Genomic DNA, 20,141 nt, shown 5'->3' with positions numbered 1-20,141 from the left:
GGTAGTCATGGCACGTTCCGTTAAAAAAGGGCCGTTTGTAGACGACCATCTGAGCAAGAAGGTCGAAGCTGCCGGCAATTCCACTGACAAGCGTCCGATCAAAACTTGGTCGCGTCGTTCGACGATTCTGCCCGAATTCGTTGGTCTGACAATCGCTGTCCACAATGGCAAGCAACACATTCCGGTGTATGTGACTGAAAATATGGTTGGTCACAAGCTGGGCGAGTTCGCGCTGACGCGTACCTTCAAGGGTCACGCTGCCAGCAAGAAGGCGAAGAAGTAAGGGGTGATCATGGAAACCAATGCAAGTTTGCGCGGTGTCCGCCTCTCCGCCCAGAAGGGTCGCCTTGTGGCTGACCTGGTACGTGGCAAGCCGGTGGATCAGGCACTTAATATTTTGACTTTCTGCCCGAAAAAGGGCGCAACCATCATCAAGAAAGTGCTGGAGTCGGCTATAGCCAACGCTGAGCATAACGATGGTGCTGACATTGATGCGCTGAAGGTCAAAACCATTCACGTGGAAAAGGGAACGTCTCTCAAGCGTTTTACCGCTCGTGCCAAGGGCCGCGGTAATCGTATCGAGAAGCAGACCTGCCACATCTATCTGACTGTCGGGGAGTAAGGGGAGCATATGGGACAGAAAATCCATCCGACCGGATTCCGCCTTGCGGTAACCCGGAACTGGAGCTCTCGTTGGTACGCCAACAGCCAGAGCTACGCCAAGATGCTCCATGAAGACATCAAGGTTCGTGAGCACCTGAAGAAGAAGCTGGCACATGCATCAGTTGGTCGTGTTCTGATCGAGCGCCCGGCGAAAAATGCCCGCATTACCGTTTTCAGCGCCCGTCCGGGTGTTGTGATCGGCAAGAAAGGTGAAGACATTGAGCAGCTGAAGGCTGATCTCCAGAAGATCATGGGCGTGCCGGTTCACGTCAATATCGAAGAGATCCGCAAGCCGGAAACGGATGCTCAACTGATTGCTGATTCGATTGCTCAGCAGCTCGAAAAGCGCATCATGTTCCGCCGTGCAATGAAGCGCGCAATGCAAAACGCCATGCGTCTCGGTGCACAGGGTATCAAGATCATGAGCGCGGGCCGCCTTAATGGGGCTGAAATTGCTCGTACCGAGTGGTATCGCGAAGGTCGCGTGCCGCTGCATACCTTGCGTGCCGATATCGATTACGGGTTTGCTGAAGCCAGCACAACCTACGGCATCATCGGGATCAAGGTCTGGGTATACAAGGGCGAGATGGTTGGCAAGGGCGAACAGCCTGCCGCCGTGGAAGCCAATGAAAACGAAGGTCGCAAGACCCGCCGCCCAGCGCGTAACGATGGCGATGCTACCAAGCCCGCGCCCCGCCGTGCTGTTCGCAAAACGGGCGTTGTGAAGAACGCAGGAGCAAGCGATGCTGCAGCCGAATAGAAGGAAGTACCGTAAGGAGCAGAAGGGCCGTAACACGGGTGTTGCGACTCGTGGCGCCAAGGTCAGCTTCGGTGAATACGGCCTGAAGGCCATTGGCCGCGGTCGTTTGACTGCTCGCCAAATCGAATCTGCCCGTCGTGCCATGACTCGCCACATCAAGCGTGGTGGTCGTATCTGGATTCGTATTTTCCCGGACAAGCCCATCTCCAAAAAACCTGCTGAAGTCCGTATGGGTAACGGTAAGGGCAATCCGGAATACTGGGTTGCAGAGATCCAGCCCGGCAAGGTGCTGTATGAGATGGATGGCGTAGACGAAGTGCTGGCGCGCGAGGCGTTCCGCCTGGCTGCCGCCAAGCTTCCGATTGAGACCGCGTTTGTCACGCGGCTTGTGGGGTAAGGAAAATGAAAGCGAATGAGTTGCGCTCCAAGGGCGCTACCGAGCTTCAGGAAGAACTGGTTGCTTTGCTCAAGGAGCAGTTCTCCCTGCGCATGCAGATCGCTACGCAGCAACTGAACAACACGTCTCAGTTGTTGCGCGTGCGTCGCGACATTGCGCGCGTTCGTACAATTCAGCGTGAAAAGGCGGTGGCGTAATGAGTGATCAAAAAGTAGTCGTGCGCCGCACTCTGAGCGGCCGAGTCGTGAGCGACAAGATGAACAAGACGGTGACGGTTCTGGTTGAGCGTCGCGTCAAGCATCCGCTTTACGGCAAGGTGATGGTGCAGTCGAAAAAGTATCACGCTGATGTAGCCAATGGCGTCGCAGCCGAAGGCGACCTGGTTGAAATTGAGGAGTGCGCTCCGATTTCCAAAACCAAGGCATGGCGTGTGACGCGCGTGATCGAAAAAGCGCAGGCTTAATCGAAATATTCTCGCAAAGCACTTGCATCAAGATCTCGAGCTAGGCTAGAATGCTTGGCTCGATTTCCCGCTTTATGCGGGGTCTTTTCCCGAACGGGATCCAAGACTGGGCACTTTGTGTGTTCAAGTTGGATGGAGTTAAAAAATGATCCAAATGCAGACGATTCTTGAGGTCGCCGACAATACCGGTGCACGGGCTGTAATGTGTATCAAGGTTTTGGGTGGTTCCAAGCGCCGCTACGCCGGCGTTGGCGACATCATCAAGGTAAGTATCAAGGATGCGGCCCCTCGTGGCCGTGTCAAAAAAGGCGACGTTTACAATGCGGTGGTGGTTCGTACCGCCAAGGGCGTTCGTCGCAACGATGGCTCGTTGATCAAGTTTGACAAGAATGCGGCTGTGCTGCTGAATGCAAAGCTTGAGCCGATCGGGACGCGTATTTTTGGGCCGGTTACGCGTGAGTTGCGTACCGAGCGTTTCATGAAAATTGTTTCGTTGGCCCCTGAGGTCCTCTAAGGAGCGAAGATGAACAAGATTCGCAAAGGGGACGAAGTGGTCGTCCTGGCTGGTAAAGATAAGGGTAAGCGTGGCGCTGTCGTGCGCTGCGTTGACGCTGAGCGTGTTGTGGTTGAGGGTGTGAATCGGGTCAAGAAGCACACCAAGCCGAATCCGGTCAAGGGTCAGGTTGGCGGTATTGTGGAAAAAGAAATGCCGGTTCATGTCTCGAATGTGGCTCTTTTTAACCCTGTAACGCAAAAAGCCGATCGTGTCGGTTTCAAGCAGCTTGAGGATGGCAAGAAGGTTCGCTTCTTCAAATCCAATGGCGAACTGGTCGGGGCGTAAGGAACAGTCATGGCTCGTCTTCAAGAGTTTTACAAGTCTGATGTTGTGGCGCTGCTGAGTAAGCAGTTCGGCTACAAGTCGATTATGGAAGTTCCGCGTATCACCAAGGTGACCCTGAATATGGGGGTTGGTGAGGCGGTTGGTGACAAAAAGGTGTTGGATAATGCCGTTGGCGATATGACCAAGATTGCCGGTCAGAAGCCTGTGGTGACCAAGGCCAAGAAGTCGATCGCGGGATTCAAGATTCGCGAAGGGTATCCTATTGGCTGCATGGTTACCCTGCGTGGGCCGCAGATGTTCGAGTTCCTGGATCGTTTGATTGCCGTTGCAATGCCGCGTATTCGCGATTTTCGTGGTGTGGTTGCCAAAGGTTTTGACGGTCGTGGCAATTACAACCTCGGTGTAAAAGAGCAGATCATCTTTCCTGAGATTGAGTACGACAAGATTGATGCACTGCGCGGCTTGAATATCAGCATTACCACGACGGCGAAGACGGATGAAGAGGCGCGTGCGCTTCTGGCTGCGTTCAAATTCCCGTTCAAGAACTGAGGGTGACATGGCGAAACTGGCTCTGATCAATCGCGAAGAAAAACGCCGCAAAACGGTGGAGAAGTTCGCTGAAAAGCGTGCTGCTCTCCAGGCCGTGATTGGCGATACTTCCCGCTCCGAAGAGGAGCGCATGGAGGCGCGCCTGAAACTGCAAAAGCTGCCGCGCAATTCCAGCCCAAGTCGTCAACGTAATCGTTGCGAACTGACTGGACGTCCCCGTGGTGTGTTCCGTAAATTTGGTTTGTGCCGTAATAAGCTGCGTGAAGTGGCTTTCAAGGGTGAAGTGCCCGGCATGACCAAGGCTAGCTGGTAAGGAGATCGAGATGAGTATGTCTGATCCGGTCGCCGATATGCTGACGCGCATTCGTAATGCTCAGCAGTCTCAGAAGAGTTCGGTTTCCATGCCGTCTTCGAAGCTGAAAGTTGCGATCGCCCAAGTATTGAAGGACGAAGGTTATGTTGAGGATTTCGTTGTCCGCGGCGAAGGTTCTTCGCGTGAATTGACGATTGCTCTTAAGTATTATGCTGGTCGTCCAGTCATCGAGCGTATTGAGCGGGTAAGCAAGCCTGGCCTGCGTGTGTATCGAGGCTGTGATGACTTGCCGAAGGTCATGAATGGTCTTGGCGTAGCGATCGTTTCCACTCCTGGGGGCGTCATGACAGATCGTCGTGCGCGTGCTACCAAGGTCGGTGGCGAAGTGCTCTGCGTTGTGGCGTAAGGAGAAAACCATGTCACGCGTAGCAAAAAATCCAGTTGTTCTGCCTGCCGGCGTTGAAGTCAGCATTACTTCGGGCGAGTTCACGGTCAAGGGGCCCTTGGGCGCATTGACGCAGCGCTTGCACTCCTCTGTTGTCCTTGAGCGGGAGGGCAATGTACTGACGGCTAAGGCTGTCGCAGGCGGAGAGAATGGCAATGCCATGTCCGGCACCACTCGTGCGCTGCTTAACAATATGGTTGTTGGTGTCAGCAAAGGGTTCGAACGCAAACTGAATCTGGTTGGCGTGGGTTATCGTGCCCAGGCGCAAGGTGACAAACTCAATCTGACTTTGGGTTTCTCTCATCCAGTTGTGCATCAAATGCCTGCTGGTGTGAAGGTAGAAACGCCGACGCAGACAGAGATCGTCATTAAAGGTGTCGATAAGCAACAGGTCGGTCAGGTTGCCGCCGAAGTCCGCGCATATCGTTCCCCGGAGCCCTATAAGGGCAAGGGTGTGCGTTACGCTGACGAGGTGGTGCTCCTGAAGGAAACCAAGAAGAAGTAAGGGCGGACGAATATGAACAAGAAAGAAGCGCGTTTGCGCAGGGCTCGCAAAACCCGGGCTCGGATTGCGGAGCAAAAAGTCGCTCGGCTGACGGTCTTCCGTTCGAACTGCCATATCTATGCGCAAATCATTTCAGAATGTGGTTCGCGCGTGCTGGCAGCAGCTTCTACGGCTGAGGCGGCAGTAAAAGGGGTTGCACCCAATGGCGGCAATGTCAGTGCGGCTACGGCCGTTGGCAAGCTGATCGCCGAGCGTGCAGCAGCAGCGGGTGTGCTATCGGTTGCATTCGATCGCGCGGGTTACATGTATCACGGTCGCGTGAAGGCGCTCGCCGAAGCGGCGCGTGAAAGCGGACTGAAGTTCTGAGCGAGAGAGTCATGGCTAAGCAACAGACAAAGAAGGTTCAGGCTTCCGAAGAGCGCGATGATGGCCTGCGCGAAAAAATGGTCGCAGTCAATCGAGTCACCAAGGTTGTAAAAGGCGGCCGCATTCTCGGCTTCGCCGCACTGACCGTGGTAGGTGATGGTGATGGCGCCATTGGCATGGGCAAGGGCAAATCACGTGAGGTTCCGGTTGCCGTGCAGAAGGCGATGAATGAAGCGCGTGCCAAGATGGCCAAGGTCAACTTGCGCAACGGTACGCTTCAGCATTCCGTTGTGGGCAAGCATGGTGCAGCAGTTGTTCTGATGCAGCCGGCCCCAAGCGGTACGGGTATCATTGCTGGTGGCGCAATGCGCGCGGTATTTGAAGTCATGGGTGTAACTGACGTGATTTGCAAATGCCTCGGCTCGACCAATCCATACAACGTTGTACGTGCAACGCTGAACGGTCTTTTTGCTACCAGTACGGCAGCTCAAATTGCCGCTAAGCGTGGCAAGACCGTTGAAGAGATTCTGGGGTAATCATGGCTGAAAAGAAGATTCGCGTCACGCTCGTCAAGAGCCTGATCGGTACCAAGCAGCCACACCGCGCCACTGTGCGCGGTCTCGGCCTGCGTCGTATGAATCACTCTGTGGAACTTGAGGATACGGCCGCAGTACGTGGCATGATCAACAAGGTTTCTTATCTGGTTAAGTGCGAGGGATAAATGGAACTCAATAAGTTGCAACCCGCTGAGGGTTCCAAAAAAGCTCGTCGCCGTGTAGGTCGTGGTATTGGTAGCGGCTTGGGCAAGACGTGCGGTCGTGGTCACAAGGGGCAAAAGTCTCGCGCTGGCGGCTTCCATAAGGTTGGCTTTGAGGGCGGTCAGATGCCGCTTCAGCGCCGCCTTCCGAAGCGGGGCTTCGTGTCCCTTACTGCTAGCCGGAATGTGGAAGTTCGTCTGAGCGAAATTGCCGCTTTGCCTATTGATGACATTGACCTTCTGTCGCTGAAGCAGGCTGGCATTGTTGCAATTGAAGCGCTGTCTGCCAAGGTTATTCTGTCAGGCGCGATTGAGCGCAAAGTAACGTTGCGTGGCATTGGCGCCACAAAAGGTGCTCGCGCTGCAATTGAAGCTGCTGGCGGTTCGGTTGCTGAGTAATCAAGAGACAGGGCATCGGCGTGGCTACTCCATCAGTCCTTGGTAATAGCGGAAAGTTCGCTGATTTGAAACGCCGCCTATGGTTCCTTCTTGGAGCCTTGGTGGTGTATCGAATCGGTGCGCATATACCGGTTCCAGGTATTGACCCGGCAGAACTTGCCAAACTCTTCGATACTCAGAAGAATGGCATTCTTGGCGTGTTCAACCTGTTTTCCGGTGGAGCGCTCTCTCGCTTTACGATTTTTGCCCTCGGGATCATGCCTTATATTTCGGCATCGATCGTCATGCAGTTGTTGGCCATTGCTTCGCCGCAACTGGAGGCTCTTAAGAAAGAGGGAGAGGCCGGGCGGCGCAAGATTACGCAGTACACCCGTTATGGGACAGTCGGGCTGGCGCTTTTCCAGGCTTTCGGCATCTCAATGATGCTTGAACAGCAGCCGAATCTTGTGCTGGACCCTGGGTTTCTGTTCCGTTTGACTGCGATCTCTACGCTGGTTACCGGGACTATGTTCATGATGTGGCTCGGTGAACAGATTACGGAGCGTGGAATCGGGAATGGTATTTCGATCCTGATTTTTGCAGGTATAGCATCTGGTTTGCCTCATTCTATCGGAGGCCTGCTTGAGCTTGTCCGTACTGGTGCAATTCATCCGGTAGCTGCGCTGTTTATTTGTACTTTGGCTGTGCTTGTCACTGCGTTTGTGGTGTTTGTCGAACGTGGTCAGCGCAAGATTCTTGTCAATTACGCAAAACGTCAGGTTGGGAACAAGCTTTACGGAGGACAAAGTTCACACTTGCCCCTGAAGCTTAATATGTCAGGCGTGATCCCGCCGATTTTTGCGTCATCGATTATTTTGTTCCCTGCCACTGCAGCGCAATGGTTTGGGTCAAGTGATGGGATGCTTTGGCTTAAGGATCTTTCTGCGACCTTGTCGCCAGGTCAGCCGATATACATCATGTTGTATGCCGCCGCGATCGTTTTTTTCTGCTTCTTCTATACGGCTCTTGTCTTCAACTCGAAAGAGACGGCAGACAATCTTAAGAAGAGCGGAGCGTTTGTCCCCGGGATTCGTCCCGGCGATCAGACCGCTCGATACATTGACAAGATCCTGATGCGTTTGACGCTGATCGGAGCTGTTTATGTGACGCTGGTCTGTCTGTTGCCTGAGTTTCTTATCCTTCGGTGGCAGGTTCCGTTTTATTTTGGCGGAACTTCGTTGTTGATCATCGTTGTGGTGACGATGGATTTCATGGCTCAAGTCCAGGCTTATGTGATGTCTCACCAGTACGAGAGTCTTCTTAAGAAGGCGAATTTCAAGGGCGGTCCAGGGTTGTCTCGATAAAGTCTGCTATATGTCGAAGGAAGATGCCATTGAGTTTCAGGGGGAAATTCTTGAGACTCTTCCAAATGCAACTTTCAAGGTCAAGTTGGAAAATGGTCATGTCGTCCTTGGCCATATCTCCGGGAAAATGCGGATGCACTACATCCGGATTCTTCCCGGTGACAAGGTCACTGTACAGCTAACGCCGTACGATCTGAGCAAGGGACGCATCGTATTCCGCTCGAAATAAGCTGGAACGGTTATTAGGAGTAAAAAAATGAGAGTGCAAGCTTCTGTCAAGCCGATCTGCCGTAAATGCAAGATCGTTCGCCGCAAAGGCGTAGTTCGTGTGATCTGTGAAGATCCGCGTCACAAACAACGTCAGGGTTGATTTTGAGTCCCGTTTTCTATAAACTTTCGCGCTTCGCTTTTTCGCGGTAAAAGGGTAAGTTCATGGCCCGTATTGCTGGTGTCAATATTCCGAATCACAAGCATGCCGAAATCGCTCTCACTGCGATTTATGGCATTGGTCGCACTCGTGCTCAGAAAATCTGTGACGTTGCGGGGGTTTCCCGTAGCGCCAAGATGAAAGATCTGACTGAAGATCAGATGGATCGTCTGCGCGAGGAAGTCGGCAAGTTCACCGTTGAAGGTGATCTGCGCCGCGAGATCACCATGAATATCAAGCGTCTGATGGACCTTGGTTGCTATCGTGGCGTTCGTCATCGTCGTGGTCTTCCGGTTCGTGGTCAACGTACCCGTACCAATGCTCGTACCCGCAAGGGGCCGCGCAAGACCATGGCCGGCAAGAAGTAATCTGGGGTAGATCATGGCAAAGACCGTTGCGAAAATTCGCAAAAAAGTAAAAAAGAACGTTGCTGAAGGTATTGCGCATATTCATGCGTCCTTCAATAACACCATCGTGACGATTACTGATCGTCAGGGCAACGCACTCTCGTGGGCAACCTCGGGTGGTGCAGGCTTCAAGGGCTCGCGTAAGAGCACTCCTTTTGCCGCCCAGGTCGCAGCTGAGGCTGCGGGCAAGGCTGCTCAAGAATGTGGCGTGAAGAATCTGGAAGTCCGCATCAAGGGTCCGGGTCCGGGTCGTGAGTCTGCTGTGCGCGCTCTGAACGCACTGGGTCTCAAGATCACGTCGATTACCGATATCACCCCAGTGCCGCATAACGGCTGCCGTCCGCCGAAGCGTCGCCGCATCTAATCAGGAGCAAAAGAACGTGGCTCGCAATCTCGATCCGAAGTGCCGTCAGTGTCGCCGTGAAGGTGAAAAGCTGTTTCTGAAGGCTGAGAAGTGTTTTACCGACAAGTGTGCTATTGAGCGCCGCTCGTATGCGCCTGGTCAGCATGGCCAGAAGTCTGGTCAGCGTTTGTCTGGCTATGGCCAGCAGCTGCGCGAAAAGCAAAAGATCCGTCGTATTTACGGCGTGCTTGAGCGTCAATTCCGCAAGACTTATTTTGAGGCGGATCGTCGCAAGGGGCAGACAGGTGAAAACCTCCTGCAGTTGCTGGAAGGTCGTCTTGATGCTGTTGCTTTTCGTATGGGCTTTGGTGGTTCGCGTGCAGAAGCTCGTCAAGTGGTTCGGCACAATGGCGTGCTGGTCAATGGCAAGCGTGTGAATATCCCGTCCTATACGCTGCGTCCTGGTGATGTAGTGCAACTGACGGATGTTGCTCGCGCACATTTGCGTACCAAGGCTGCCCTTGAGGCTGCTGAAGGTCGTGGCTTCCCGGAATGGCTTGATGTTGATGCCAAAGCTGGCAAGGGCACGTTCAAGGCCTACCCGCAACGCGCTGAGCTTCCCTCGACGATTAACGAGAGTCTGGTTGTCGAACTGTACTCGCGTTAATGCGGGCATAACCAGATCACTCGTGACAAGGATAGGACATGCAGAGTAATAGCCTTTTGAAGCCTCGCATTATCGATGTCCAGAGCATCTCCCCGGTTCATGCCGTAGTGGTGATGGAGCCGTTTGAGCGCGGTTATGGACACACTCTGGGCAACGCGCTGCGCCGCATCCTGCTTTCCTCGCTGCCGGGTTATGCCGTCACTGAGGTGTCGATTGATGGTGTGCTCCATGAGTACTCCACCCTCGATGGGGTGCGTGAAGATGTGGTCGACATCCTGCTGAATTTGAAGGGTGTCGTGCTCAAGTTGCACAATCGTTCCGAAGCCACCTTGCGTCTGTCAAAATCAGGCGAAGGCGTGGTCAAGGCCGGCGATATCGAAACGACTCATGATGTCGAGATCATCAATCCGGAGCATGTGATTGCTCATTTGGCTCCGGGCGGAAAGATCGATATGCAGATCAAGGTTGAGCAGGGCCGCGGATATGTTCCCGGTAATGTTCGTCCTTTGAATGGCGACAACAAGGTCATTGGCCGTATCGTTCTGGATGCTTCGTTCAGCCCGGTGCGCCGCGTCAGCTATCAGGTCGAAAGCGCTCGCGTTGAACAGCGTACCGATCTGGATCGTCTGGTGATCGATATCGAAACTAACGGTGCGGTTGAGCCGGAAGAGTCGATCCGTTTTGCAGCACGTGTGCTGATGGATCAACTGTCCGTTTTCGCCGACCTGGAAGGTACGCCGGTTGCCGCTGTTGAAGCCAAGGCACCACAGATCGATCCGATCTTGATGCGTCCGGTGGATGACCTCGAACTGACTGTTCGCTCGGCCAACTGCCTGAAGGCGGAAAACATTTATTACATCGGCGATCTGATTCAGCGCACTGAAACCGAATTGCTCAAGACCCCGAATCTGGGTCGCAAGTCGCTGAACGAAATCAAGGATGTGCTTGCTTCGCGTGGCCTCACGCTGGGCATGAAACTGGAAAACTGGCCGCCCGCAGGTCTTGAAAAGATCAGCTGAGCTGCAAGCAATAGGGAATAGAAAAAATGCGTCACGGTAACGGTCTCCGTAAGCTGAATCGCACCAGCGCCCATCGCAAGGCTCTGCTGCAAAACCTTTCGAACGCACTGCTGCGTCACGAAGTCATCAAGACGACTCTGCCCAAGGCCAAGGAATTGCGCCGTGTGGTTGAGCCGCTGATCACCATGGGCAAGACTCCGTCTTTGGCGAATCATCGTCTGGCGTTTACTCGTCTGCGTGATCGCGAGATGGTGCTCAAGGTTTTCAATGAGCTGGGCCCGCGTTTTGCTACCCGTAACGGCGGTTACCTGCGCATCCTGAAATGCGGCTTCCGTGTTGGTGACAACGCTCCGATGGCAATTGTTGAATTGCTTGATCGGCCGGAAGGCACTGAGGCTGTTGCTGCTGAATAAGCCTTCAAGATGTGAACAAAAAAGCCTGCTTCAAGCAGGCTTTTTTGTTTTTTTTTGCGGTGCTTTTGTAAGCACTCAGCAATAGCGTTTTGAGGAGGAAAGAAGGCTCCGTCTGGCAGGAGTCGTTATTGGAGCAGGCAAGAGGCTCGCCCCTTGCGTTCCGTCATTCAGATAAGTGCGCCTGCGCTTCTGCTGCCAGCTTGTTACGGCTGAGGCAGTAGCTTGAGTAGATAGTTCCCCGTATGGCTTTCAGGTTCTTTTGCGATCGCCTCCGGGGGGCCTGCGACAATAATTTGCCCCCCTAGGTCCCCGCCTTCAGGGCCAAGATCGACCAGCCAGTCGGCTGTTTTGATGACGTCCAGATTGTGTTCGATGACTACGATTGTATTGCCATGCTCGCGCAGGCGTTGCAGGACCTTCAACAGCATTTCAATGTCGTGAAAATGCAGGCCAGTCGTTGGCTCGTCAAGGATATAGAGGGTTCGGCCAGTGTCCCGTTTGGAAAGCTCCAGCGCCAGTTTGACGCGTTGCGCTTCTCCACCGGAAAGTGTGGTGGCGCTCTGGCCGAGGCGGATGTAGCCTAGCCCGACTTCCATCAGGGTATCAAGCTTGCGCGCGACTGTTGGTACGGCGTCGAAGAAGCGCTGCGCATCTTCAACCGTCATGTCCAGTACGTCAGCGATGGTTTTGCCTTTGTAGCGGACCTCCAGCGTTTCACGGTTATAGCGTTTGCCGTGACAGACATCACAGGGGACAAATACATCGGGCAGAAAGTGCATTTCGACGCGCAGCATGCCGTCACCTTGGCAGGCCTCGCAACGTCCACCTTTGACGTTGAAGGAGAAGCGGCCCGGCCCATAGCCGCGTGCGCGAGACTCTGGAACTCCTGAGAACAATTCACGTATAGGAGTGAGCAGACCCGTATAGGTGGCGGGATTGGAGCGCGGAGTCCGGCCAATGGGGGCCTGGTCGACGCTGATGATTTTGTCGAAATGCTCCATCCCCTTGACGCTTTCGTAAGGAGCGGGTTCGATCGAACTATGGTGTATATCGCGCGCTGCAATGGCGTATAGGGTGTCGTTGATGAGGGTGGACTTCCCCGAGCCAGACACCCCGGTGACGCAGGTCATCAAGCCGACCGGCAGTTCCAGGGTGACGTTCTTGAGGTTGTTACCCGAGGCTCCGACCAATCGCAGCATCTTGTCCGGATCAGGCGGGATGCGCGTTTGCGGCACTGCGATGGCGCGGCGCCCACTCAAAAACGCACCAGTGATCGACATCGGATTGGCGGAGATATCGGCAGGCGTGCCATGAGCGATGACTTCACCACCGTGCTCTCCTGCGCCAAGCCCCATGTCAATCACGTAGTCGGCCATGCGCACGGCGTCTTCGTCGTGTTCGACGACGATAACGGTATTGCCGATATCGCGCAGGCGGCGCAGGGTGCCAAGCAAGCGATCATTGTCACGCTGATGCAGTCCAATGGAGGGCTCGTCGAGCACATACATGACACCGGTCAGGCCGGAGCCGATCTGTGAGGCCAGACGAATGCGCTGGGCTTCACCGCCCGAGAGGGTGTCCGCCGAACGATTCAAGCTCAGGTAGTCGAGCCCCACATCAATAAGGAATTGCAGGCGCGCGGCAATTTCCTTCATGACCTTCTCGGCAATCTGGGCTTTGTGGCCATCAAGTCGCGTCGTGGCAAAAAATGCCTGGCATTGCCCGATGGGCATCGCACCGACTTCCGGCAGGGACTTGTCACCGATCAGGACAAAGCGTGCTTCACGCCGCAGGCGGCTGCCACCGCAGGCTGGGCAAGGGCGGGAAGAGCGATACTTGGTCAGTTCCTCGCGTACGGCAATGGAGTCGGTTTCGTGGTAACGACGTTCAAGATTCGGGATGATGCCTTCAAAACTGTGTTCTTTGCTGACCATCCGGCCAGACTCGGACATGTATTTGAAAGGAATCTTGCGCTGCCCTGAACCGTGTAACACGACTTCACGGATGTCTTCAGGCAGTTCGCTGAAAGCCGTGTCGGTATCGAATTCATAGAATGCCGCCAGACTCGACAGCATCTGGAAGTAGAACTGATTACGTCGATCCCAGCCACGAATTGCACCTGAGGCCAGTGACAGTTCCGGGTGAGCAACAACCCGGGCCGGGTCAAAAAAATCGTGCGAGCCCAGCCCGTCGCAGCTCGGACAGGCGCCAACCGGATTGTTGAATGAGAACAGGCGAGGCTCCAGTTCCTGTACTGCGAAACCGCATATCGGACAGGCATAGCGGGCGGAGAATGGGTGCTCCTTGCCGCTTTCCATTTCCAGTGCGATGGCACGGCCTTCGGCATGTGCCAGTGCGGTCTCAAAGCTCTCGGCCAAGCGTTGGCGCGAGTCCGGGCGGATTTTGACGCGGTCCACAACCAGATCGATGCTGTGCTTGCTGGTCTTGCCAAGTGGCGGCACGTTGTCGATTTCGCAAATTGTGCCGTCAATGCGCAGGCGGACAAAACCTTGCGAGCGCAGCTCGGCGATCAGCTCTTCGTGGCTGCCTTTGCGTTCAGTGAGCAAGGGAGCCAGGATCATCAGCGGCGTGCCTTCCGGCAGGGCCAGCGCATGATCAACCATTTGCGAGACGGTCTGAGACTCGAGTGGCAGATGGTGATCCGGACAGTGCGGAGTACCGGCGCGGGCGTATAGCAGGCGCAGATAGTCGTGGATCTCGGTGATGGTGCCGACGGTCGAGCGCGGGTTGTGGCTGGTGGCCTTCTGTTCAATGGAGATAGCTGGCGACAAACCTTCAATCAGGTCCACGTCCGGCTTTTCCATCAATTGCAGGAACTGGCGCGCGTAGGCCGACAGGCTCTCCACGTAGCGGCGCTGCCCTTCTGCATAGAGGGTGTCGAACGCCAGCGAACTCTTGCCGGAACCGGACAGGCCGGTAATCACCGTCAGGCGGTTACGCGGGATGTCGAGGTTGATGTTTTTCAGGTTGTGGGTGCGTGCCCCACGAATACGAATCCATTCCATGACCTGATGTGCCGACAGGAAAACCAGCCAATATACGGGGCCGAGCCTCCCCGGCCAAGCCTTTTTTGTGGCGCTGCAACCAGACTATTCGTCTGCAGCCGTCTTACGCAAATGGCCGGCGCAAGGTAGCATCACGCCTGCCGTTCCCCTGTCGGGTGGCGGCTCGTACCCGAATCGGCGCTGAACATATCGCAAGAGCAGCGCTGCAACTTTCATCTAGGAGCAAGAGCATGGCCTCTGTCAATAAAGTCATCATCGTCGGCAATCTCGGCAAGGACCCGGAAACGCGTTATGCCCCGAGCGGTGATGCGTTCTGCACGATCACTGTAGCCACCACGGATACGTGGAAGGACAAGCAGACCGGCGAGAAAAAAGAGGCTACTGAATGGCATCGTGTGGTCTTCAATGGCCGTCTGGCAGAAATCGCCGGGCAGTACCTGAAGAAAGGCCGTCCGGTCTACATCGAGGGCAGCCTGCGGACCCGCAAGTGGACCAACAAGGAGGGTGTCGAGCAGTACACGACTGAAATCCGTGCGGACCAGATGCAGATGCTGGGTTCGCGTGAAGGGGGCGACGGCGGCGGTGCGCGTGGCGGTGATGACTACAACCAGTCACGCGGCGGGGACTTCCAGCAACAGGCTCCGCGTAGCCGGCCACAGCAAGCCCCGGCACAGTCTCAGCCGCAGTCCGCTCCGGCCTCCGGCGGCTTTGGTGATTTCGACGACGACATCCCGTTCTGACCCCTCTCGACTCTGCCGGAGCCGATCTCTCATGAGTGGCCGGCTCCGGTTCCGTTGGGCCAATCGCCCGCCTGTGCGTGTCAGCCATGCGTTACAATGTGTAAAACCAAAGGCTCAGCGCATGACTGCGCCATGATGGGAAAGGTGGCGTCCTGCCGTGGCGTCAGTTTTCAAACTACGGGGTTCTTGCATGTCTGACGCAGTCCTGGCCGGCGCCAAGCCGGATCGTGAATTCTGTAGCACCAGCGATGCCGCGCAAATGCTCGGCGTTTCGCTGGGCACTGTGCAGCAGATGGTGGAAAACGGTCTGCTGGATGCCTGGAAAACCACCGGCGGTCATCGCCGCATTCGTGTCAGTTCCGTCGAGTCCTTCCTGCGCAAGCGCCAGACCGGAACGCCCGCGCCCGCTCAGCCGGCACCCACGACCTTGCGTGTGCTGATTGCTGAAGATGATCGCCTGATGCAGGCGCTCTACGAGAAGACCGTGGCAACCTGGGACATGCCGATCCAGGTGAAGATCGTGTCCTCCGGTTTTGAAGGCTTGATGGAAATTGGCCGCAGCGCACCGGATCTGCTCGTGGCTGACCTGATGATGCCGGATCTGGATGGGTTTGCGATGATCCGCCGCCTGCGTGCTGATCCGCAGCTTGCACACATGGACATCATCGTGGTGACCGGCTTGTCGGTGGATGACATCGAAGAGCAGGGCGGTTTGCCGGAAGATGTACTGATCTACGGGAAACCGATTCCCTTCCGCGAGCTCAAGGGGTATATCCAGGCCCGCCTGATGCAGATGCAGCGACGCGTGCGCGCCTGATCCGGGGGTATGCAGTGGAAACGAACGGCGACTTGGGTCGCCGTTTTTTTCTGCCCCTTGCCTGAAGAGCCGCGTGTGGCGTGCCTCTTCAGCCTGCCCGTGGCGTAAGCCTCATCCGGATTGCCTGAGCGCCGTGACGCCTTGAAGAGTAAGGCTGGGTGAGGCTCTTCAGGGAGGGTGGTTCAGCCCGCCTGCGCGGCGAGTACTGCCAGGCTGATGCGGCGCAAGGCTTCCTCAAGCAACTCACGGCTGCAGCCGAAATTCAGACGCACGAAGCCGTCCATGCCGAAATCGCGGCCATCCGAGAGGCCGACACCGTGCTGCTCGAAAAACTTCTGCGGGCTGGCCTGATTCAGGCTGCGGCAATCAATCCAGGCCAGATAGGTGGCCTCCACGGCCGTGCAACTCAGGCCAGGCAGCGCGTTGATGACTTCCTGAACACGCCGGGCATTGCCGAGCAGGTAGGGCAGCAGGGCATCGCGCCAGGGGGCTCCGCTGCGGTAGGCGGCCTCGGTCGCGGTCAGACCCAGAACGTTCACATCCGGCAACAGCCCGCGCCCGGCGGCAACATACTGCTTGCGCAGACTGGCGTTCGGGATGATGGCGAAGGCGCTGCTGAGGGCCGGAATGTTCCAGGTTTTAGAGGGCGCCATCAGGGTGATGGTGCGCTGGGCCACCGCCTCGTCGAGAGAGGCTATCGGCACATAGCGCTGGGTCGGGTCGATGACCAGACCGCAGTGAATGTCATCCGAGCAGATCAGCCAGTCGTGCTTCTCGGCATGCCAGGCCAGCCGCGTGAGCTCTTCACGCGACCAGGTCCGGCCGACCGGATTGTGCGGGTTGCACAGCAGGAGCAGGCGCGCGCGCTGGGTTTCGAGCAAGGCATCCAGCCCGTCCCAGTCATATTCCCAGCGACCACCGGCGAGGACCAGATTGCTGCGCACCAGACGACGCTGCTGGTTGTCCGGCGCCAGCAGCATCGGCGGATAGATCGGCGGGAAGGTCAGCACGCCATCGCCGGGCTCCCCCGCCAGCCGGCAGGCGAGGTTGAAGCCCTGCACCACGCCTGGCAGCCAGACGATCCACTCCTTCTCAATATGCCAGGCGTGATCACGGGCAATTCCTTCCACTACCGCATCCAGCAAGGAGGGCCAAGGGTGAGCGTAGCCCAGCACGCCGTGAGCGATGCGCTCCTGCAGCGCTGCCAGTACGGCGGGCGGGGCTGCGAAATCCATGTCGGCAACCCACAGGGGAAGCACATCCTGATTGGCATAGCGGCGCCATTTGATGCTGTCGGACTGGCTGCGGTCGGGCGGAGTGTCAAAGTCGAAAGGCATGAGGCAGGATTCCTGAAACGATGCGGAATTGTAGGCTGCCTGAGCAAAAAAGAAGAGGGCGCCGCAGCGCCCTCGTTCTTCGTGCTTGCGGCAGATCAGACCGCGAGGTGCTCGAACAGCGGTGTTGAAAGATAGCGTTCGCCAAAGCTCGGGATGATGACCACCGTCGTCTTGCCGGCATTCTCGGGGCGACGCGCGATGGCCAGCGCGGCCGCAACTGCCGCACCGCTGGAAATGCCGACCAGCAGACCTTCTTCGGTCGCCATGCGACGGGCGATGTCGAAGGTTTCGGCGTTGCTCACGCGGATCACTTCGTCATAGATCGTAGTGTTCAGGATTGCCGGCACGAAGCCTGCGCCGATCCCCTGGATCGGGTGCGGACCGCGTGCGCCGCCAGACAGTACCGGACTGGACTCGGGCTCGACGGCAAAAACTTTCAGCCCGGGCTTCCTGGCCTTGAGCGCTTCACCCACTCCGGTTACCGTGCCGCCGGTGCCGACGCCGGCCACAAAGAGGTCGACCGTGCCGTCGGTGTCGCGCCAGATTTCCTCGGCCGTGGTGTGGCGGTGGATTTCCGGATTGGCCGGGTTCTCGAATTGCTGCGGGATGAAGTAGCGCGCATCGCTGGCGGCCAGATCATTTGCACGCTTGATGGCGCCGGGCATGCCTTCCGGACCGGGGGTCAGAATCAGTTCGGCGCCGTAGGCTTTCAGCAGCAGGCGGCGCTCGCGACTCATGGTCTCGGGCATGACGAAGGCGCACTTGTAGCCCTTGGCAGCACAGACCATGGCCAGTCCGATGCCGGTGTTCCCTGAGGTGGGCTCCAGCACAATCGTATCCGGACCGATCTTGCCGGCCTTCTCGGCGGCTTCGATCATGGCGGCCGCGATGCGGTCCTTCACGCTGTGTGCCGGGTTGAAGAACTCCAGCTTGGCCAGCACGCGGCCATCAATGCCAGCGGTGAGGCGGTTCAACTGAACCAGCGGGGTGTTGCCGATCAGGTCGGTGACATTGGCAGCGATCTTCATGCGGGCTCTCCTTGAGTGGAATATGGCTGAATTGTATGTGCTGTGATCGGGAATAAGGAAAAAACGAATGGGCATGAAAAAGGGGCCCGCAGGCCCCTTCCGGATGCAACTGATCTTTACTTTGCTGCAGCCCCCGGGCCCGAGTTGCGGAACTCGAACAGGCGGTTGGCCGGGAAGGTGGCGTCTTCCTTGCCGAACTTCACGGTCTGGGCCTTTTCCGAATCAAACGGACGGTTGGTCGAGGCGGCTTTGTTCCATGGCGACTCGGTATCAATGTGAGCGCCAATGTACGAACTGCGGATCACGACCATGCCGTTGGGCATGAACTTGCTGCCATCCTTGGCGGTGTAGACACCACCGCTATCATCCCAGGCGCGGCCGAGGCTGATTTTCTTGCCATCCTTGTTGGCGTCCGAGGTGAATTTCGAGTTGGTCACCAGGAAGCCGTATGCGTAATTCTGCGGGTGGCTGGGAGCGAAGACGAAGCCGCCTTCCGAACCTTCGCGGTTGGTCAGGGATTTGAACTCCACCTTGTCAAACACGGCCAGTGCGCGGCTGAACACGAAGTCCACATCACCCTCGATGTAGCTGTTGGTCACATAGGCGCGGGCAATGGCCCCTACGTTCAGCGACTTCATCATCAGCGTGTCCTGATTGCCGAGCAGACGCACGTTTTCCAGGATCACCTTGTCGCCACGCGTATTCAGGGCGACGGCCTGGGTGCCGCTCTTCGGGTTGACGCTCTCGTCGTAGTCGTTCGAGAACGTCAGGTTCTTTGCCTGGAACCCATCCGCGTAGGCGAGGAAGGTGGTGCTGCCGCTGGTGCCGTAGGTGTCTGCGCCCTTGCGGCCTTCGCAGGCATTGGCGGTGACATCCTTGTCCTTCTTGGTGCCGGCGCCGATGTTATTGACGATCACGACCTTGGTCGGGTCGCTGCTCAGGCCATACAGGGTGACCGGAGCGGTGTCTTTCATGCACACCTGTTCGCGGTAGATGCCCGGTTTGACGAGGATATAAACGCGCTCACCGCCGGCCTTGCCCACCGCGTCAATCGCGGCCTGCACGGTCTTGTGGGTGCCACTGCCGTCTGCGGCAACGGTGAAGGTGGGTTTGAGTTTGGCGACGTCGCCAATGCCGTTCTTGACCGGATCCCACGGGTCCGCTTCCAGCGCCTCGATATTGCCGCCCTTGGCGAAATAGGCAGCCATGGTGTGGCCGGCGGCCTGATCTGCACTCAGTTGCGGGCGCTTGGCGGTGCTGGCGGCGATCGGGCCTTCCAGCGACGTGGCGCAGCCTGCCAGCAGGATGGTGGACAGGACGGCGATAGCCAGACTCGATTGTTGTATCTTCACGCGACTCCTCCTTTGGACCATGGTGTAACCCATGTGGATGTAACCGGAAACACGAATCTACGCTGCTCGCACGGCCCTGCCAAGTTCGATTGTTTTTCGTGTTGGCAGGGCGCAACGCGTGTCTGTTTTTCCAGGGAGCCGGGGGCGCGAGCCGCGCCCGCATGGTTACAGCGAGCGGATCTTGCCGAGCAGAGCGGTGGTCGAGCGATCCACCTCGAAGGGAATCGAATGAACGCTGCCACCCCAGCCGAGCACTTCGGTGTAGCCAACGATCTTCTCTACTGGCCAGTCGCCTCCCTTGACCAGAATATCCGGCCTGCATTCGAGGATGCGTTCGATGGGCGTGTCTTCGTCGAACCAGGTCACCATGTCCGCGCAGCGCAGCGCGGCCATCACGGCGGCACGATCTTCCTGCGTGTTGATCGGACGGTCGTCGCCCTTGCCCTGGCGCTTCACTGATGCATCGGTATTCAAGGCCACGATCATCGAGGCACCCAGCGCGCGGGCCTGGGCCAGATAGGTCACGTGGCCGCGATGGATGATGTCGAAGCAGCCGTTGGTGAACACCAGCGGGCGGGGCAATTCGGCGATGCGGCGGGCGAGATCCTGCGGGGCGACAATGCGGGACTCGAATTCGGGGCGGGAATAGGCTGTCATGGCGTCAAGGAAAGCTTGAAAAGTGGGGAGCAGGATAGCATCCGGACCGCCTGTGGCGGCAGTCCTGCGTTCCGGATGCAGAGTGGCGTGTCGTGGAGACCCGCATC

31 protein-coding genes are annotated in these 20,141 nt (G+C 56.9%); 26 read left to right on the top strand and 5 right to left on the bottom strand.

Features of this window, described 5'->3' with window-relative positions; genetic code table 11:
* Positions 1-7: 7 nt before the first annotated feature.
* The 24 genes from rpsS to rplQ all read left to right on the top strand — a co-directional run bounded on the left by rpsS (position 8) and on the right by rplQ (position 11,077).
* Complete coding sequence (gene rpsS / locus Q9Q94_RS01935; RefSeq protein ID WP_305978334.1) at positions 8-283, top strand: 30S ribosomal protein S19; 276 nt, start codon at positions 8-10, stop codon at positions 281-283.
* Positions 284-292: 9 nt separating this feature from the next.
* Positions 293-622: a 50S ribosomal protein L22 gene (rplV, locus tag Q9Q94_RS01930; protein WP_305978333.1), complete on the top strand. Its 330-nt coding sequence runs from the start codon at positions 293-295 to the stop codon at positions 620-622.
* A 9-nt stretch (positions 623-631) separates the two neighbouring features.
* A complete protein-coding gene (gene rpsC / locus Q9Q94_RS01925; RefSeq protein WP_305978332.1) occupies positions 632-1,423 on the top strand; it encodes a 30S ribosomal protein S3 in 792 nt (263 codons plus the stop codon).
* Positions 1,407-1,820, top strand: a complete 414-nt coding sequence (rplP, locus tag Q9Q94_RS01920) for a 50S ribosomal protein L16 (RefSeq protein WP_305978331.1) — start codon at positions 1,407-1,409, stop codon at positions 1,818-1,820. The genes rpsC and rplP overlap by 17 nt, the downstream gene beginning before the upstream one ends.
* 5 nt (positions 1,821-1,825) lie before the next feature.
* Entirely contained in the window at positions 1,826-2,017 is a 192-nt protein-coding gene (rpmC, locus tag Q9Q94_RS01915) for a 50S ribosomal protein L29 (RefSeq protein WP_305978330.1), read from the top strand.
* A complete protein-coding gene (gene rpsQ / locus Q9Q94_RS01910; RefSeq protein WP_305978329.1) occupies positions 2,017-2,283 on the top strand; it encodes a 30S ribosomal protein S17 in 267 nt (88 codons plus the stop codon). The genes rpmC and rpsQ overlap by 1 nt, the downstream gene beginning before the upstream one ends.
* 145 nt (positions 2,284-2,428) lie before the next feature.
* A complete protein-coding gene (gene rplN / locus Q9Q94_RS01905; protein ID WP_305978328.1) occupies positions 2,429-2,797 on the top strand; it encodes a 50S ribosomal protein L14 in 369 nt (122 codons plus the stop codon).
* A gap of 9 nt (positions 2,798-2,806) precedes the next feature.
* On the top strand, positions 2,807-3,124 hold the full coding sequence (rplX, locus tag Q9Q94_RS01900) for a 50S ribosomal protein L24 (protein WP_305978327.1): 318 nt from the start codon (positions 2,807-2,809) through the stop codon (positions 3,122-3,124).
* Positions 3,125-3,133: 9 nt separating this feature from the next.
* Positions 3,134-3,673 carry a 50S ribosomal protein L5 gene (gene rplE, locus Q9Q94_RS01895; protein WP_305978326.1) on the top strand — a complete coding sequence of 180 codons (540 nt, stop codon included), beginning with the start codon at positions 3,134-3,136 and terminating at the stop codon, positions 3,671-3,673.
* 7 nt (positions 3,674-3,680) lie between these two features.
* Positions 3,681-3,986, top strand: coding sequence for a 30S ribosomal protein S14 (rpsN, locus tag Q9Q94_RS01890; RefSeq protein WP_305978325.1), 306 nt, complete (start codon positions 3,681-3,683; stop codon positions 3,984-3,986).
* A 10-nt stretch (positions 3,987-3,996) separates the two neighbouring features.
* Entirely contained in the window at positions 3,997-4,392 is a 396-nt protein-coding gene (gene rpsH / locus Q9Q94_RS01885; protein ID WP_305978324.1) for a 30S ribosomal protein S8, read from the top strand.
* Between the two features lie 10 nt (positions 4,393-4,402).
* Positions 4,403-4,936 (top strand): 50S ribosomal protein L6, encoded by a 534-nt coding sequence (gene rplF, locus Q9Q94_RS01880; RefSeq protein ID WP_305978323.1) that lies wholly within the window; start codon positions 4,403-4,405, stop codon positions 4,934-4,936.
* A 12-nt stretch (positions 4,937-4,948) separates the two neighbouring features.
* A complete protein-coding gene (rplR, locus tag Q9Q94_RS01875) occupies positions 4,949-5,302 on the top strand; it encodes a 50S ribosomal protein L18 (RefSeq protein WP_305978322.1) in 354 nt (117 codons plus the stop codon).
* Positions 5,303-5,313: 11 nt separating this feature from the next.
* Positions 5,314-5,838 (top strand): 30S ribosomal protein S5, encoded by a 525-nt coding sequence (gene rpsE / locus Q9Q94_RS01870; RefSeq protein ID WP_305978321.1) that lies wholly within the window; start codon positions 5,314-5,316, stop codon positions 5,836-5,838.
* A 2-nt stretch (positions 5,839-5,840) separates the two neighbouring features.
* Positions 5,841-6,023, top strand: coding sequence for a 50S ribosomal protein L30 (gene rpmD, locus Q9Q94_RS01865; RefSeq protein ID WP_305978320.1), 183 nt, complete (start codon positions 5,841-5,843; stop codon positions 6,021-6,023).
* Positions 6,024-6,458: a 50S ribosomal protein L15 gene (gene rplO / locus Q9Q94_RS01860; protein WP_305978319.1), complete on the top strand. Its 435-nt coding sequence runs from the start codon at positions 6,024-6,026 to the stop codon at positions 6,456-6,458.
* A 20-nt stretch (positions 6,459-6,478) separates the two neighbouring features.
* Positions 6,479-7,801, top strand: coding sequence for a preprotein translocase subunit SecY (secY, locus tag Q9Q94_RS01855; RefSeq protein WP_305978318.1), 1,323 nt, complete (start codon positions 6,479-6,481; stop codon positions 7,799-7,801).
* A 10-nt stretch (positions 7,802-7,811) separates the two neighbouring features.
* Positions 7,812-8,030 carry a translation initiation factor IF-1 gene (gene infA, locus Q9Q94_RS01850; protein WP_305978317.1) on the top strand — a complete coding sequence of 73 codons (219 nt, stop codon included), beginning with the start codon at positions 7,812-7,814 and terminating at the stop codon, positions 8,028-8,030.
* Positions 8,031-8,057: 27 nt separating this feature from the next.
* The gene (gene rpmJ, locus Q9Q94_RS01845) at positions 8,058-8,171 is read left to right on the top strand and encodes a 50S ribosomal protein L36 (RefSeq protein WP_305978316.1); all 114 of its coding nucleotides are present in this window, start codon (positions 8,058-8,060) and stop codon (positions 8,169-8,171) included.
* Positions 8,172-8,233: 62 nt separating this feature from the next.
* Positions 8,234-8,596 (top strand): 30S ribosomal protein S13, encoded by a 363-nt coding sequence (rpsM, locus tag Q9Q94_RS01840; RefSeq protein WP_305978315.1) that lies wholly within the window; start codon positions 8,234-8,236, stop codon positions 8,594-8,596.
* 13 nt (positions 8,597-8,609) lie between these two features.
* Positions 8,610-8,999, top strand: a complete 390-nt coding sequence (gene rpsK, locus Q9Q94_RS01835) for a 30S ribosomal protein S11 (RefSeq protein WP_101941749.1) — start codon at positions 8,610-8,612, stop codon at positions 8,997-8,999.
* Between the two features lie 16 nt (positions 9,000-9,015).
* Entirely contained in the window at positions 9,016-9,645 is a 630-nt protein-coding gene (gene rpsD, locus Q9Q94_RS01830) for a 30S ribosomal protein S4 (RefSeq protein WP_305978314.1), read from the top strand.
* Positions 9,646-9,683: 38 nt separating this feature from the next.
* The gene (gene rpoA / locus Q9Q94_RS01825) at positions 9,684-10,664 is read left to right on the top strand and encodes a DNA-directed RNA polymerase subunit alpha (RefSeq protein WP_305978313.1); all 981 of its coding nucleotides are present in this window, start codon (positions 9,684-9,686) and stop codon (positions 10,662-10,664) included.
* 26 nt (positions 10,665-10,690) lie between these two features.
* A complete protein-coding gene (gene rplQ / locus Q9Q94_RS01820; protein ID WP_305978312.1) occupies positions 10,691-11,077 on the top strand; it encodes a 50S ribosomal protein L17 in 387 nt (128 codons plus the stop codon).
* A 203-nt stretch (positions 11,078-11,280) separates the two neighbouring features.
* On the opposite strand, the gene uvrA is transcribed toward rplQ, so the two are convergent.
* Positions 11,281-14,103: an excinuclease ABC subunit UvrA gene (gene uvrA / locus Q9Q94_RS01815; protein ID WP_305978311.1), complete on the bottom strand. Its 2,823-nt coding sequence runs from the start codon at positions 14,101-14,103 to the stop codon at positions 11,281-11,283.
* Between the two features lie 230 nt (positions 14,104-14,333).
* On the opposite strand from uvrA, the gene ssb reads away from it, so the two are divergent.
* Both ssb and Q9Q94_RS01805 read left to right on the top strand, forming a co-directional pair.
* On the top strand, positions 14,334-14,843 hold the full coding sequence (ssb, locus tag Q9Q94_RS01810; protein WP_305978310.1) for a single-stranded DNA-binding protein: 510 nt from the start codon (positions 14,334-14,336) through the stop codon (positions 14,841-14,843).
* A gap of 190 nt (positions 14,844-15,033) precedes the next feature.
* The gene (locus Q9Q94_RS01805; protein WP_305978309.1) at positions 15,034-15,660 is read left to right on the top strand and encodes a response regulator; all 627 of its coding nucleotides are present in this window, start codon (positions 15,034-15,036) and stop codon (positions 15,658-15,660) included.
* Between the two features lie 182 nt (positions 15,661-15,842).
* On the opposite strand, the gene Q9Q94_RS01800 is transcribed toward Q9Q94_RS01805, so the two are convergent.
* The 4 genes from Q9Q94_RS01800 to rfaE2 all read right to left on the bottom strand — a co-directional run bounded on the left by Q9Q94_RS01800 (position 15,843) and on the right by rfaE2 (position 20,034).
* Positions 15,843-16,997 (bottom strand): MalY/PatB family protein, encoded by a 1,155-nt coding sequence (locus Q9Q94_RS01800; RefSeq protein WP_305978308.1) that lies wholly within the window; start codon positions 16,995-16,997, stop codon positions 15,843-15,845.
* Between the two features lie 95 nt (positions 16,998-17,092).
* Positions 17,093-18,025: a cysteine synthase A gene (cysK, locus tag Q9Q94_RS01795; protein WP_305978307.1), complete on the bottom strand. Its 933-nt coding sequence runs from the start codon at positions 18,023-18,025 to the stop codon at positions 17,093-17,095.
* Between the two features lie 116 nt (positions 18,026-18,141).
* Positions 18,142-19,377, bottom strand: a complete 1,236-nt coding sequence (locus Q9Q94_RS01790) for a pectinesterase family protein (protein WP_305978306.1) — start codon at positions 19,375-19,377, stop codon at positions 18,142-18,144.
* Between the two features lie 165 nt (positions 19,378-19,542).
* Positions 19,543-20,034 (bottom strand): D-glycero-beta-D-manno-heptose 1-phosphate adenylyltransferase, encoded by a 492-nt coding sequence (gene rfaE2 / locus Q9Q94_RS01785; protein ID WP_305978305.1) that lies wholly within the window; start codon positions 20,032-20,034, stop codon positions 19,543-19,545.
* Positions 20,035-20,141: the final 107 nt, after the last annotated feature.

The sequence above is a fragment of the Uliginosibacterium sp. 31-16 genome (assembly GCF_030730865.1).
Classification (GTDB): domain Bacteria; phylum Pseudomonadota; class Gammaproteobacteria; order Burkholderiales; family Rhodocyclaceae; genus Uliginosibacterium.
The sequence above is the reverse complement of the archived record's forward strand: the minus strand, read 5'-3'. Positions and strand labels throughout refer to the sequence as shown.

Coding starts and splice junctions, on each gene's coding strand:
- rplN (WP_305978328.1), top strand. CDS start 2,429: ATGATCCAAATGCAGACGATTCTTGAGGTCGCCGACAATACCGGTGCA.
- rpoA (WP_305978313.1), top strand. CDS start 9,684: ATGCAGAGTAATAGCCTTTTGAAGCCTCGCATTATCGATGTCCAGAGC.
- rpsQ (WP_305978329.1), top strand. CDS start 2,017: ATGAGTGATCAAAAAGTAGTCGTGCGCCGCACTCTGAGCGGCCGAGTC.
- rpsK (WP_101941749.1), top strand. CDS start 8,610: ATGGCAAAGACCGTTGCGAAAATTCGCAAAAAAGTAAAAAAGAACGTT.
- ssb (WP_305978310.1), top strand. CDS start 14,334: ATGGCCTCTGTCAATAAAGTCATCATCGTCGGCAATCTCGGCAAGGAC.
- rpsH (WP_305978324.1), top strand. CDS start 3,997: ATGAGTATGTCTGATCCGGTCGCCGATATGCTGACGCGCATTCGTAAT.
- rplO (WP_305978319.1), top strand. CDS start 6,024: ATGGAACTCAATAAGTTGCAACCCGCTGAGGGTTCCAAAAAAGCTCGT.
- rplR (WP_305978322.1), top strand. CDS start 4,949: ATGAACAAGAAAGAAGCGCGTTTGCGCAGGGCTCGCAAAACCCGGGCT.
- rpmC (WP_305978330.1), top strand. CDS start 1,826: ATGAAAGCGAATGAGTTGCGCTCCAAGGGCGCTACCGAGCTTCAGGAA.
- infA (WP_305978317.1), top strand. CDS start 7,812: ATGTCGAAGGAAGATGCCATTGAGTTTCAGGGGGAAATTCTTGAGACT.
- rplP (WP_305978331.1), top strand. CDS start 1,407: ATGCTGCAGCCGAATAGAAGGAAGTACCGTAAGGAGCAGAAGGGCCGT.
- Q9Q94_RS01800 (WP_305978308.1), bottom strand. CDS start 16,997: ATGCCTTTCGACTTTGACACTCCGCCCGACCGCAGCCAGTCCGACAGC.
- uvrA (WP_305978311.1), bottom strand. CDS start 14,103: ATGGAATGGATTCGTATTCGTGGGGCACGCACCCACAACCTGAAAAAC.
- Q9Q94_RS01805 (WP_305978309.1), top strand. CDS start 15,034: ATGTCTGACGCAGTCCTGGCCGGCGCCAAGCCGGATCGTGAATTCTGT.
- rpmD (WP_305978320.1), top strand. CDS start 5,841: ATGGCTGAAAAGAAGATTCGCGTCACGCTCGTCAAGAGCCTGATCGGT.
- rfaE2 (WP_305978305.1), bottom strand. CDS start 20,034: ATGACAGCCTATTCCCGCCCCGAATTCGAGTCCCGCATTGTCGCCCCG.
- rplE (WP_305978326.1), top strand. CDS start 3,134: ATGGCTCGTCTTCAAGAGTTTTACAAGTCTGATGTTGTGGCGCTGCTG.
- rpsS (WP_305978334.1), top strand. CDS start 8: ATGGCACGTTCCGTTAAAAAAGGGCCGTTTGTAGACGACCATCTGAGC.
- cysK (WP_305978307.1), bottom strand. CDS start 18,025: ATGAAGATCGCTGCCAATGTCACCGACCTGATCGGCAACACCCCGCTG.
- rplV (WP_305978333.1), top strand. CDS start 293: ATGGAAACCAATGCAAGTTTGCGCGGTGTCCGCCTCTCCGCCCAGAAG.
- rpsN (WP_305978325.1), top strand. CDS start 3,681: ATGGCGAAACTGGCTCTGATCAATCGCGAAGAAAAACGCCGCAAAACG.
- rpsM (WP_305978315.1), top strand. CDS start 8,234: ATGGCCCGTATTGCTGGTGTCAATATTCCGAATCACAAGCATGCCGAA.
- rpsC (WP_305978332.1), top strand. CDS start 632: ATGGGACAGAAAATCCATCCGACCGGATTCCGCCTTGCGGTAACCCGG.
- rplX (WP_305978327.1), top strand. CDS start 2,807: ATGAACAAGATTCGCAAAGGGGACGAAGTGGTCGTCCTGGCTGGTAAA.
- rpsE (WP_305978321.1), top strand. CDS start 5,314: ATGGCTAAGCAACAGACAAAGAAGGTTCAGGCTTCCGAAGAGCGCGAT.
- rpmJ (WP_305978316.1), top strand. CDS start 8,058: ATGAGAGTGCAAGCTTCTGTCAAGCCGATCTGCCGTAAATGCAAGATC.
- rplQ (WP_305978312.1), top strand. CDS start 10,691: ATGCGTCACGGTAACGGTCTCCGTAAGCTGAATCGCACCAGCGCCCAT.
- rplF (WP_305978323.1), top strand. CDS start 4,403: ATGTCACGCGTAGCAAAAAATCCAGTTGTTCTGCCTGCCGGCGTTGAA.